The 13,875-nt window shown below is 52.8% G+C and carries 6 protein-coding genes; 3 read left to right on the top strand and 3 right to left on the bottom strand.

Annotated features, from left to right (window positions below):
* Positions 1 to 56 precede the first annotated feature (56 nt).
* Together D4L85_RS32780 and D4L85_RS32785 are read left to right on the top strand one after the other, a co-directional pair.
* Positions 57 to 3,110: a ligand-binding sensor domain-containing protein gene (locus D4L85_RS32780; protein WP_119758319.1), complete on the top strand. Its 3,054-nt coding sequence runs from the start codon at positions 57 to 59 to the stop codon at positions 3,108 to 3,110.
* A 13-nt stretch (positions 3,111 to 3,123) separates the two neighbouring features.
* A complete protein-coding gene (locus tag D4L85_RS32785; protein ID WP_119758320.1) occupies positions 3,124 to 3,753 on the top strand; it encodes a response regulator in 630 nt (209 codons plus the stop codon).
* A 218-nt stretch (positions 3,754 to 3,971) separates the two neighbouring features.
* Here D4L85_RS32785 and D4L85_RS32790 read toward each other — a convergent pair whose 3' ends face one another.
* Positions 3,972 to 6,812 (bottom strand): TIM-barrel domain-containing protein, encoded by a 2,841-nt coding sequence (locus D4L85_RS32790; protein WP_119758321.1) that lies wholly within the window; start codon positions 6,810 to 6,812, stop codon positions 3,972 to 3,974.
* A gap of 301 nt (positions 6,813 to 7,113) precedes the next feature.
* Positions 7,114 to 10,527, bottom strand: a complete 3,414-nt coding sequence (locus D4L85_RS32795; protein WP_119758322.1) for a two-component regulator propeller domain-containing protein — start codon at positions 10,525 to 10,527, stop codon at positions 7,114 to 7,116.
* A 240-nt stretch (positions 10,528 to 10,767) separates the two neighbouring features.
* Here D4L85_RS32795 and D4L85_RS32800 point away from each other — a divergent pair, with 240 nt between their 5' ends.
* Entirely contained in the window at positions 10,768 to 12,261 is a 1,494-nt protein-coding gene (locus D4L85_RS32800; RefSeq protein WP_119758323.1) for a serine hydrolase domain-containing protein, read from the top strand.
* Positions 12,262 to 12,313: 52 nt separating this feature from the next.
* Here the strand turns inward: D4L85_RS32800 and D4L85_RS32805 are convergent, their stop codons facing one another.
* Positions 12,314 to 13,711: a PQQ-dependent sugar dehydrogenase gene (locus D4L85_RS32805; RefSeq protein ID WP_119758324.1), complete on the bottom strand. Its 1,398-nt coding sequence runs from the start codon at positions 13,709 to 13,711 to the stop codon at positions 12,314 to 12,316.
* Between the last annotated feature and the right edge of the window lie 164 nt (positions 13,712 to 13,875).

Below are 13,875 nucleotides of genomic sequence, written 5' to 3' on the forward strand. Positions count from 1 at the left end.
AACGGAGGTGGAGGAATTCTATCTTTGGATAGAGTCCTCCAAACCCCCTCTGATAAATGACCCGGACTGCTTTGTCATGCCTGTTCGTATGGATCGCTGCGCTAGGGCTATTTCCCTGCCGGGCGCAGCTCCCGGCCTTCCGGTTTGAAACCATCACTACGCGCGATGGCCTGCCGAGCAACACCGTGCTGTCGGCTACGCGCGACCGCTCCGGGTTTATGTGGTTTGGTACCCGTCTATGTCCGGTGCGATATGACGGCACCACGTTCAAAAGTTTTTTAACACCTGAAACAAAATTTGTTGCCGGCATCGCCCATGACCAGGCCAACACCCTATGGCTTGCATCGGATCTGAACGGCGTTTGCCGGATCGACTCGTTGCGAAAAACGATGGAACCCGTGCCCGGCATGACCGACAAACAGACAGGCGATTTCTTTATCGACTCGAAAGGTGTAGGATGGTACAGCGACCGCCGGGGCGTTAATCGCATCGATCTGAAGACCGGCAAGATCAAACATTATGATTTTGAACAGACCACCTTTGTGTGGATCAAAGCTTCGTTTGTAGAAGATGCCGACCATACCCTCTGGGCTATTGGCCGCGACAACGGGTTGTTTCGCTACGATGCCCAAAAAGACAGCATGATCTGCGTGTGGGGAATGGATTGCAAAGATCCCTCGCGGCGCGAACAACTGCTCCTCAACACCGCCTATGCCGACCGCGACGGTTACTTGTGGATCGGATCGTATGACCATGGCCTGATCCAATACAACACCCGGACGGGCGCCCGCCAGATGTTTGCCACAGGCCAACGCAAGAACGAAGTGCGCTGCGTGGAAGAAGGAACCGATGAATTTGGGAAACGCATCCTTTGGATCGGCAACGAGCAAACCGTGGGCATCTTCCGGCCGGAACAAAAAGAATTCTACTTCTTTCCCGGTATCCTGGACGAACCCTTTGAAGTGAACGACATCTATCGCGACACCCAAAACGACATCGTGTGGATCTGCACCTCGCGGGGCATTGTGAAATATCACCCGCGCAGCAATCTTTTTCAGGGCCACGAACTCCCGAAAAACCTCGTGCATTGGCCGGTAGACGTGAACGTGATCCTGCCCGACCAACGCAAAGGATATGAACATGTCTTTTACCTCGGGTTGTCACACAGCGGCGTACTGCGCTGGGACATGGCATCGGGGACTTATTCGCTGATCGCCTTCTCCCACGAAGCCACTGCCGAAACACGGTGGATGGTGCAGCGTGCAGACGGCACCCTTTGGATCGGGACGGATCGTCTCGACTATAGACGCCCCGGCATTTTCGTATACGATCTTGAAAAAGAAAAACTGATCACACCGCCGCTCAGCGTCTTGGCCAACACCTACTTCTCCGTTCCGTTCTTTATGTACGGCTTCTTCGACCCGCACGATCACCTCTGGCTTGGCAACTCCGACGAGGGCATTCACATCCTGGATGAAAAACTTCAAAAAGATGTGACCCCGTGGAGCGACGCCACCCAGCGCGACCTCCTGAAAAACAACAACCTGCTCATGAGCATCGTCAGCAGCCCACAGGGAAAAATATGGCTGGGCACTTATGGAGGTTTGTACCAGGCCGATGAAAACTCAAAACAGTTTACAGCGCTCGACAAAAATGCGCTACCGGACTCTATCCCCGACCACGCCGTGAATTCCATCCTGGAAGACCATGCGGGTAACCTGTGGGTGGCGCGTTGGGGAAGTCTCACGCAACTGGATGCCGCGGGAAAGGTCGCCGCGATCTACACCACCGCCAACGGTTTTTACGATCGCGAAAACCGGGGCCTGGCCGAAGACCACTCGGGACATGTCTGGATGGGTAACTACGAAGGATTGTATTGCATCTTTCCATCATTGAAACGCACCTTGCGGTTTACCGTGAACGACGGCCTGTTCAGCGACAACACCGCCGGCCGGCTGTTTACCAGTGCAGATAAAAATCTCCTCTTTGTCGGCCAGACGAACGGATTCAATTTTATCGACGTGCGTCAATTGCTGGAGCCCCTCCATCCGCCACCGTTGGCCATCAGCAGTTTCAAGATCCATGAAAAAGAGCAGCACCTGAATTTTAACGCGCCCATCACGTTGGCCCGCGAGGACAATTCTTTTACGGTCGATTTTGTGGCGCTTAACTTTCGCAAACAACACGACAACCAATACGCCTATTCCCTCGAGGGATTTGAAAAGGATTGGAACTACATCCATGCCAATCACCAGGCCTACTACACCAACCTGAACCCGGGAAGCTACACGCTTCACCTCAAGGCTGGCGATGCGTTTGGCAACTGGAGTCCACACGAAGTAAAACTCCAGCTCATCGTGTTACCGGCATTTTATGAGACGTGGTGGTTCCGGACGCTCGTCATTCTGACCATTGCCGCGATCTTGTATGCGTTGTATCGTTATCGCATCAACCAATTGCTGCGCCTGCAACACATCCGCAACCGGATCTCGGCCGACCTCCACGATGAGTTGGGTTCATCCCTCAGCAGCATCAGCATCATGGGTGCGCTTGCCCAAAATAAACTGGCCGGCGAACATCCTTCCAAACCTTTCCTGGAACGCATGGTGGACGAGGTGCAACAGATCAGCGGTTCGCTGGACGACATTGTGTGGAACATCAGCCCCAAGAACGACGCGCTGGCCAGCCTCATCGCCCGCATGACCCGCTACTCGTCCGAACTCTTTGAAGCCAAGCAGATCAGTTATCAATTTGCCATCCCCGAATATATTGAGCAGATCAGCCTGACCATGGAGCAACGCCGCAACGTCTATCTCGTGTTCAAAGAGTCGGTGAACAACCTGGTGAAATATTCGCACTGCACCCATGCCACGGTCACCATCTCGATCGATCACAAGACCCTTTTGCTCTCCATCGAGGACGATGGCCAGGGTTTCGACCCCAAAGCGCGAACGGACCGCAATGGCATCTACAACCTCCGGGAGCGGGCCGCCGAGCTACGGGGCACCATCGAGATCCATTCGGAGGCCGGAAAAGGCACGCGCATTGTGTTGCGCTTCCCCCTGAAGCAGCATGACCCAAAAGGGGTATTGAAAATGAATAGACAGTAGCTTCCTTTGCACTATGATATCGGTATCGATCTATGAGGACAACGAAAAACTCAGGGACGTCCTGGAGATGCTCATCAGCACCACCGACGGTTTCAAGGTGTTGGGAACCTATGGCGACTGCCAAAACGTTCGCGCCGAGATAAAGGCGTCGCGTCCCGACGTGGTCATCATGGATATCGACATGCCCGAGTGCAGCGGCATCGACGGCGTAAAGCTCATCAAGGAGATCGACGTCACCGTGAAAGTGATCATGCACACCGTCTTTGACGACGACGACAAGCTCTTCGCCTGTCTCAGCAACGGCGCCGATGGCTACCTGTTGAAACGCGACACCTACGTTCAGCTGATGTTCGCCATCCGCGATGTAATGGAAGGCGGCGCACCCATGTCGCCCGGCATTGCGCGAAAAGTGCTGACCGTTTTTCACAAGCCGAAAGAAACCGGCGAACAATATCACATCACGCCCCGCGAGCAACAAGTGCTTCAACTTTTGTCGCGCGGCTTTTCTTACCGCATGATCGGGCTGGAAGTTTCCATCTCTCCCGAAACGGTGAAACGGCATTTAAAAAATATCTATCAGAAGCTGCACGTACAGTGCGGACCGGAAGCGGTGGCGAAAGCGATCAGGGAAAAGATCATTTGATTTTCCCGCGGATTGTTCGAACGCCGTTACCCGGGCAAAAAAAAGGTGCAGGTTGCACCTTTTTTATTAACTGGATATTATAACGAACTAAACGATCTCCGCTACAGCACATCAATTCGCTCCCGACACAATCGCATCCACCGCATCGCTATGTTCGATCTGCCGGCAGACCGATCGAACAAACAGTTTATCTTCAACTTCCTTTCGGAAATGAATTTTCAGTTTTTCTTCACCGTTATCTTCTCGCCGCTGTATTCGATCACCTGCGCAGGACGAGCATCTCTGCTCATCCTTGCAGCGTGATCTTCACTAACCCAAAAAATCTGTATCATTCTTTTTTCCAACAGACCATCAAAAGTTCCCTGGCGTTTGCCGAGGGTCAATGTTTGGTTGGATTCCGTGTAGGTCAATGGAAGGGTGGCGTATTGTCCTTTTATATAATCGTTATTCAATCCATTGTCTTCGTACAAGGAAAATGAACCGTCGGCACCGGTGTAGATATAGATGGACAGGGGATCAGCAACTTTCTCGGCCGTGTATTGCAACTCTGGGCCTACCGGTATGATGGAGCCCGCTTTCACAAACACCGGGATTCTTTCGAGGGGTGCGTCGGCTTGAACGGTCTGCCCGCCGTCGAAATGTTTTCCGGTATACAGATCGTACCATCCGGTGTTCGCGGGTAAGTATACCGGCCATGTCCGCGCCTTGTAGTCTGTGACCGGCGCCACCAGGAACGACGGGCCGAACAGGAATTGATTACCCAGGTTCAGCACTTTCTTGTCGTCCGGAAAATCCATCACGAGCGCCCGCATGATCGTGTAGTCTTCCCAATACGTTTTGGCCGCCAGCGAATAGATGTAGGGCATCAGGCTGTAGCGCAGTTTGTCGTAATACAGCATGGACTTGTACGCCGGGTGATTGTCGGGCGCCACGTTGAACATTTCCCGGTAGGGATATTGACCGTGCACACGGAAAAGCGGATTGAACATGCCGAACTGGAACCAGCGTGTCATGCGCTCGCGCCATTCTTCGAGGTCTTCGCCTTGCGCTTTTTCAAATTTTTTCTCCACGGAAAATCCCCCGATGTCGGTGGTCCAATACGGGATCCCGGACAAGGAGAAATTCAGGCCTGCGGGAATTTGCGTTTTGAAATCCTGCCAGTTTGCCGCGATGTCGCCGCTCCAGGTGGCCGCCGCATAGCGTTGTGATCCGGCGAATGCCGAGCGCGTAAAAATGAAAACGCGTTTGTCGGGGTCCGTCCGGCGAAGGCCTTCGTAGATCGCCTTTTCATTCATGAGGGCATAGGCATTGAAATATTTTGTAGACGAACCCAACGCGGTGGGATTCATGAGTTTTTTGCGATCGGCGATGGAGGCGTTGGATAAAATGTCGGGCTCGGTCGAGTCCAGCCACCAGCCGTCGACACCCTTGCTGTTGAGTTTGGTGTTCACCAGGTTCCAAAAAGCTTCGCGCGCTTTCGGGTTATAGGCGTCGTAGAACGTGGACACATAGCCCTTGCCAATCCAGTCCCGCTGACGGTTTTGGATGTTTGCTTTATAGAGGAATCCTTTTTTATCAAAGTCGTTATAAGCATCGATGCCTTCATAAAACTTGGGCCACACCGAGATCATGAAATGGGTTTTGTACTTTTCATGCAGTTGTTTGATCATGCCCTCCGCATCCGGGAAACGGGTCAGGTCAAAATCCTGGCTGCCCCACTTGTCTTCGTCCCAATAGGACCAGTCGAGCACGATGTTGTCGAGGGGGATCTTGCGTTTTCTGAATTCGGCTACGACGTCGAGGATCTCTTGCTGGGTTTTGTAACGCTCGCGGCTTTGCCAGAAACCCATCGCCCACTTCGGAAAGATCTCCGCTTTGCCCGTAAGCGTTCGGTAGCCACGAATGACATCGTCCAGGTTTCTTCCGGCCATGAAGTAGTAGTCGATCTGGTCGCCCGCTTCCGAGAAAAAAGATAGGCGATTCTGATCCTCCGCCGGTGCCGACTGCCACTTGAGCGACAAGTATGACTCGCCGCCATCCGGCAACCATTCAATCTTAATAGGATATTGTTTTCCCTTTTCTGCATGCAATTCAAATTTTACGGTTCCAGGATTCCAGGCCTGACGCCAGTGGTCAGCTTTCAGCTCGTTGTTGATCCACACTTTGACATAGCCTGCGTAGTACAAAAAGAATTTATGAAGCCCGCTGTCGTCGGAAGCAATGCTTCCCTCCCACACCACTTTGCCGTCGCGCATGGGAAACTCTTTCGGGAATCTCTTTTGATCGGGTAAGAACTCATAATTGATCACCGAGTCCTGGCGCACGAGGTATATTTTGGATGCATCGGTCTTTGAACTGTAGGTTGCGGAAAGCCCGCCTTCCTTTCCTTCCTTGGAATATAACCTGAGTTGCGACAGCGAGCGATATTCTCTCGGATCGCCAAATCGCGTCAGCGAATAGTTGTCCCACAGGATGCCGTAGTTTTTATTCGATACTAAGAAGGGCACGGCCACCTTCGTATTGTATTGAAAAAGAGAAACATCTTTTCCTTTGTAGTTCATCAGTCCCTCCTGGTGCTGGCCCAGACCATAGAAGGCTTCGTCGTTGGGCGATTCGAATTGTTGCCGCAGGCTGTAGGTGCGTTCATTGTCCACGACAAGCGGTGTGAATGTTTTTCCGCCCCCTTGCTTTTCCTGGAGGATCATCTGGCCAGCTGTGTCCGCGAAAGACACTTCGCCTGTCTCTAACAAGATGGTGGCACGAAGCGCGGTCGTGACGAGGGTGAGTTGGTTGTCGGTCTCTTCCAGTTTCCAGTCCGATACGCCGCTCACTCCGGGGAGGATGATCAGACTCTTGGGGGTCGAGAACGTGTCGGCTGCACTGGCGGTGACCTGGACGATGGAGGGAGAGATTACCCGCAGCCGGACGGATTTGGCCGTGCTGCCGTTGGTCGGATGGACAATGACACCATCCGTTAATTTCTCCACGGATGACTTTTGAGAACAGGCCGCTAAAGCCACGGCCGCTAAAATGATGCTTGCTAATACTACCTTTTTCATTGCGTTGACTCTTTTACTCCCACGGGGGGTTGCAGGAGACAACTTCCGTAGTCGGTTGCGACAAAGATAGGGCGGATGCTGCTTTCTGTGGGTATGGAAATGTCTGATCGTGGGGGTCCAAATGTTTCGGGGAGGTATCAAAATGTTGCAAAAGAGAGGGCAAATCGCTTTTGGCGTGTGGGGCTGGTCCCAAAGTCATCTAGAACCGCAAAGGACAAAAAGTCACCGCGATGCGCTTCGCATTTTGGTTTGCGTAAACTTTGCGCCTTTGCGGTTCTGCATTTTTTCTTTCAGCATAGGGCTAAACACCTGCCGGGAAGATCAACTCAAAGCGGGTCCACTTCCCTTTTTCCGAATCGACAAAGATCTCGCCCTTCAGCCGGTCCACGGTTTCCTTGACAATGTAGAGACCAAGGCCGGATCCCTGCGACCGCTCGGTGGCCCGGTAGAACATCTCGAACACACGGCTGAGATATTTTTTGTCGATGCCGATGCCGTTGTCGGATACGTAGAGCTTCCAACTGGTGTTCCCGTTTTCGAATTGGATCTTCACCTCCTTTTGGGTCTTGGTAGGATCGGCATATTTTATGGCATTGCTCACCAGGTTGGTGACGATGATCTTCAAGCGTTGTGCGTCCGTCATCACCACCGCTGCGGGATCGACAACAATGGAGAAGCCGATCTTGTCGAATTCCTTCATATAACGCAGATCGTTGATGATCTCTTCCACCGCTTCGCGAAGGTTGACCCGTTCGGTGATCAACTCGGCGTTGGAATTGCGGGAGAATTGGATCATGCTCTTGATCACGTCGTCCAGCTTCTTGATGCTGGCCTCCATGTAGTCGAGGTAGCGCGTGTTCTCTTCGTCGCCCGGGTTGACCTGGCGTGAGAGGTTGATGAGCCCCATCACCGATTTGAGTGGGGCGATCAAATCGTGGGAGGCGCTGTAGACAAAAGCATCGAGTTCGTAGATGGTTTTGTTCAGCTGACGGATGGTGTTGTCCAGCGACTGGGTGCGTTCCTGCACGAGCCGCTCCAGGCCCCGGTTCAGTTCGGCCATTTGACGCTGGGTTTCGGTCAGGATCTCGTTCTGCGCCGCAATCTCCTCACGCTGCGATGCCATCTCTTCATGGCGTTGCGTCAGCTCCTCATTCTGGGCGGCCAACTCGTCGTTCTGGTCCTTGATCTCTTTGCTTTGTTCCCGCACACGCGATTCCAGCTTTTGCTTCTGACGGATCAGCGCATTGGTCCTCAACCGAAAAAAAACAACTGTAGACAGGGCGAGGAACGCGGCCAGTGCTATCCTTGCCGGGGTTGTTTTGTACCATGGGGGTTGGATCACGATCTCGATAACTTTCTCCGGTCCCCAGGTTTGTTCATTAAAGGATGCTCGGAGCACAAACCGGAACGTGCCGGGTTGCAGGCTGGTGAAGGTGACGGTGTGATCGCTGCCGGCCTTTTGCCAGGTGTTCAGCAAATTCTCCAGCTTGTATTCATATTTTATTTGCGATGGTGAAACAAAGTGAAGTGCCGAAAAGCGAAAGGTGATGGACCGTGAGTCATTATACGGAAGGGTGATCTTGTCCAGCGCCGTTATACTCTTTGGAAGCAGGCGGTCGCCGGGTTGGATGGACTTGTCGAAGATCCGGAAATCAGTCAATGCGATGTTGAGATCATAGAAGTCCGGGGTGAGCGTGATGGGTGTGAAAATATTGAAACCATTTGTTCCTCCAAACATCAGGTCGCCGTTCCGAAGACGGAGAGAAGCATTTCGTTTGAACGTGTTACCCTGCACACCATAGTTCTCGTCGAACTTTAGAAAAATTCTGTTTTGGGTATCGTAGTGGCTCAGGCCGGCGTTGGTGGACATCCACATGTCGTTCCCCGAGCCGGGCTGGATGGCCAGAACAAAATTGTTTGGCAGGTTCTCGCGTTCGCTGATGATGGTGAATTTTTGCGTGGTCTTATCGAAAGTGCAAAGCCCGTCGCCATAGGTGCCAACCCAGAGTCGATGGTGCAGATCCTCGCAGAGGGAGATGACACGGACATCTCTTATTTCCTTGTCGCCATCGACGATGACCGGGAACCGCGCCACCTGGTCTGTTTTGTAGCTGTACCGCATCAACTCACCAAAGATGCCTACCCAAAGCGTTCCATCGGCCATCACCTGGAGCGCGCGTACCGTCCGGTTGATCTCATACAGCGGCTTCATATTGCCCCCGGGGTTCTGGCGGAAGTTCAAAAATTTCCGTGTGGCCGGATCAAACCGGTTCAGACCGTTGTCGGTGCCCACCCACACATAGCCCAGTGAGTCCTCGGCGATGGTCCAGGCCGAATTCTCTGACAAGCTCGTCGCATCCTGGGGATCGTTGCGATAGCGGGTGACGTGTCTATTCTTATCGATATAGATCAGCCCCTGTCGGTAAAGCCCCACCCAAACCCCGCCATAACGGTCGGTACACAGCGCGAGAACGACTTCGGTATATCCTGTGGAAAACAAGCGGCCAAACGGATGGACTTGGCCATGCTCCAGGTAACTCAGTCCATCGGCCGTACCGATCCAGATCCTTCCCGTTTTTTCTTCAGCGAACGCGGTTATGGAGGGATGCTTTGGCAGTGTACCATTTCCGATGGTCTGTTCGAATAACCTGAAACGGAGGGGCAACGCGGCGTAATAATTCAAGCCACCGTCGTAGGTACCAATCCACGCTCCGCCCACTGGCGGAATGTACACGGCGCGCAGGGTGTTGTCGTTAAGGCTGTGGCTGTCGGTTTCGGAGCGCGTAAAATTTCTGAATGCCCCGGTGCGCGGCGAGTATACCACCAACCCGGCGCCGTCGGTACCCACCCACACCTGGCCATCCTTATCCATGGCCAGCGACCAAATGCCCCGGCTTCGTGTGCCTAAGTTGAATGTGTTCGACTGTACGGTAGTTTCGTTGTAGCCAAAGCGTTGCAAGCCTTCGTCTCTCGTACCCAACCACAGGCAGTCTTTATCGGCATAGAGCGTTCTGATCTCATTGTCGACCGAAGGTTTCGTGGTGGCATCGTAGGTGGCCACAGCATCGTGTGCGATGTCATAGATTTTCAGTCCATGGCCCAGCGTACCGATGTACACTTTGTCGCCGCGCACTTTGATCGACCAGGCCATAATTTCTCTCAAGCCCGGGTGGTCCATGGTGCGTAACGTGCCGGTTTTGATATCGTAGTAGCTGATCCCCCCCAAACCGTAAGCGATCCAGATCCTGTTCCGGGCATAGTCGACGTCGAGACTGGCATAGGTACCCGGATCGATGTTTAAGGGGACAAGTCCAAATTGCTCGGTGGCGTGATTGTAGTAGTTCAAGCCGCCCGACGTGCCGATCCATAAATTGCCGGTCACCGTGTCTTCCGCAAGGGCATAAACAACGCTATGGCTGATGGATGTACTGTCCTGGGCATCGTGGCGGAAGATCCTGAACTCGTTGCCGTCATAGCGATTGAGGCCGTCTTCGGTGGCGATCCACACAAAACCCTGTTTGTCGCTCACAATGGCGTTGACCGTTGGCTGCGACAGTCCTTCATCCACCGAAAGGTGTTTAAAGAGGAGTTGATCGGGCAACGAGACGGTGGCTGTGTCGTTCTGGGCGTACGCCGCCGGGATGGAAACATGCAGAAGACAACCCAACGCGATTAGGCTACTGCACGCGATAGACTTGTAGGGAAAGACACCCATGAAGAAAGGTTAGGTCGTTAAATACTTACCTGCGACGCGACTATCCTAAGGTAACAAGAAAAAATAAGATACGGTATTGAAATTTAAACGAACGCCCCCGATCCCCCCGCCACTCGTCACGACGATGTCTTCGCGGCTGAATGGCATTCTCATTCGGCGATCCGTCTATAAAACGACCAGCCTAAACCAGCCAATAATGCGTACATTTAATAATCCCCGTAGAACCTTAACTCCAACGTCATGAAAAACATCCTCTCCCTGCTGCTATTCTCCTCCCTCCTCTTCGCCGGCTGCCAAGCACCCGAACAAAAAACAGAAGGAGAAGCGACGCCAGAGTCCCTCGGCATTTCATCGCAAGCGATCCTCAATTTTATTGAAGCCGCCGAAAAAGAAAGAAAAGACGAACTGCACAGTTTCATGCTTTTGCGTCACGGAAAGATCGCCGCACAGGGATGGTGGAATCCCTACAACCCCGAGAGCCCGCACATGCTGTTCTCGCTGAGCAAGAGCTTCACCTCCACCGCCATCGGCATGGCCCAGGCCGAAGGGTTGCTCAACATCAACGACAAAGTGACCTCCTTTTTCCCGGACGAAACCCCGAAGGATCCCTCGAAGAATCTGCAAGCCATGCGGATCCGCGATTTGCTGACCATGAACACCGGGCACAACGATGACGCTACGGGTGGGATGCAGCAAGATACCGCCAGTTGGGTAAAAGGGTTTCTGTCGCTGCCCGTCGAACACAAGCCTGGCACCCACTTTGTCTACAACAGCGCGGCAACGTATATGCTCTCGGCCATCCTCCAAAAGACCAGCGGAAAAACACTCCTCGAATACCTCACCCCCCGACTCTTTGAACCCCTGGGCATCGAACATCCCACCTGGGACAGCTCCCCACAGGGAATCAATATCGGAGGCTGGGGCTTGAAGATCCGTACAAAGGATATCGCTCAACTGGGACAACTCTATCTGCAAAAGGGCATGTGGCAAGGAAAACAACTCATCCCGGAAGCCTGGGTAGAGGAAGCCACAAAAAAACAGACCTCCAACGGCAGCAATCCCGATAGCGACTGGGAACAAGGCTATGGCTATCAATTTTGGCGGTGCCGTCATGATCTCTTTCGCGGCGATGGCGCCTTCGGACAATATTGTATTGTATTTCCCAAACAGGATGCCGTGCTGGCCATCACTTCCGGCACAAAGGACATGGGTGCGATCATGAACCTGGTGTGGGATCACCTGCTGCCTGCACTGAGTGAGAAACCGGTGGCCGAAAATAAAGATGCCTTTGCCGCTTTACAGACTAAACTAAAAAGCCTAAGCCTTTCCGCAATCAAAGGCGATGCGACGTCTCCAAAAATGGCGACCCTTTCCAGCGAGCCTTACACGCTTGAGTCGAATCAAGATGGCATTACCAGCCTGGCGTTTCAACTGAAGGCCGATGACCCGTCTCTCACCTTTACGACAAAGGGCAAAACTTTCAACATCCCCTTTGGAAACGGCGCTTTAAAGAATGGCACGTACTATGCCCCTCCTAGTGGAGACACCCCTGTGGCTTCGAGTGGCGCCTGGATTTCTCCCGATACGCTACGGGTACGTACTTATTTTTATGAAACCCCCTTCTACGTCACGAACGATATAGCGTTTGACAAAAACAACGTGACCATCGTCCGGTCCAGCAACGTGAACTTCGGTCCGACAAACAAGGTGGAATTTAAAGGAACAAGGAAATAGCATACTCTCGCAAAAGCGTGGCTTGCTCAATTTGCGAAACGTCGATCGTCGATTATTTTACCGACAAGCTGTCGGCTGCGTCCGGTATGTTAAGATAGGTCCTGGATTTTCTTTTTTCCATGGTGACCAGTTGAGCTTCGCCGAATGCTATAGCGTCGGCGGTAAAGACGATGCGCCAGATCTTGCCTTTTTTTGAATCCGACACATACAAAGAACCATCGGGACCTTCTGCCAGGCCCACGGGCCTGTAGTGGGCGTCGATCATATTTCTAACGGTGTCGACCCCGGCAAAGCCGTCGGCAAACACTTCCCATTTGCCGGTGGGTTTTCCACTTTCAAAGGGAACAAAGGCTACCACGTATCCCGCTTGCGGATAGGGCGCGCGGTTGATGGATCCATGAAAAGCGATGAAGGCTCCTTTTTTATAGCGAGCCGGAAATTGATCGCCCTTGTAAAACAGTAGATCGTTTGGAGCAAAATGCGCGGGCAGTCCCATGACCGGATCGGCATAGCCCGTTGCTTCGCGGACACCGTCGCCACCGTATTCGGGGGCTTTCATTCGCTTGTGTTTGAAATGATCGTAATAACTGTAGGGCCACCCGTAGTTTTCGCCCTCCTGGATCTTCATAAATTCCTCTGCCGGTAAAACGGCATTTTGCCAGGCGCTGAAATATTGCGGCGCATGACCATGCAAATAGTCTCGGCCGTGTTGCACGGCATACAAGCTGTTGTCTTCTTCGTTCCAGGCGATGCCCACCACACTTCTCAATCCCGTGGCAAACCGTTGGCCGGAGGCCTGATCTTGTTCCAACTTATCTTCGTCGAATTTCCAGATGCCACCCATGTCAATCAATTGCCGGCAGGGGTATTGTCCCTTCACATTTGCCACGGCTGGGCTAACCACCGTATTCCAATCTTCACAATTGTTGGTCGGGGCACTGAGCGTGATGTACATGCCGCCCTTGTTATCGAACGCGAGCGACTTGGCGTTGTGCCATTTGATGGGATAGTGGTCTATGAAGAGCACTTCCGGCTTGCCCTCGGGGATCAACTGGCCGGGGATCAGTTTTTGCCGGTATACCATGCGCTCCGAACTATAATATAAATAGCCGTTGTGGATGCGCATTTCCGTTGCAAAACTTCCATCGTTCGGATAGTCGCCGAAGCGTTGAAAAATATCCGCGCGACCATCGGCGTTGGTGTCCCGTAAGGCGATGTTTCCCAAATCACCCGTACTGATACTCAACTTCACATAAACGTCACCGTTGTCGCTGACGGCCAAATGCCGTGAAGGCCCAACGCTGTCGGCCACGACCAATGCTCCAAAGCCGTCGGGCAAAATCAGGCCGCCGTTGTCGGTGTCTGTTTTGGGAATGACAAATGCCTTTTTGTGCTGACAGCCGATGAGGAGCGTGAGCACAACAAGGACGAGGCCATTTCTAATCGGCATGGGTTTTCGATTTCAAAGCTAATATGAGATATCTTTTGATTCTTCACCACACCCGATGGCAAGTTTGTGCAGCTAAAAATTCCGGTCAGCATTATCGTATTATGTTTAAACAGCAATGACAGATATACGGATCTGCTTTCCTTGGAATCATTGACCAACCCATT

The sequence above is a fragment of the Chryseolinea soli genome (assembly GCF_003589925.1).
GTDB classification, from domain to species: domain Bacteria; phylum Bacteroidota; class Bacteroidia; order Cytophagales; family Cyclobacteriaceae; genus Chryseolinea; species Chryseolinea soli.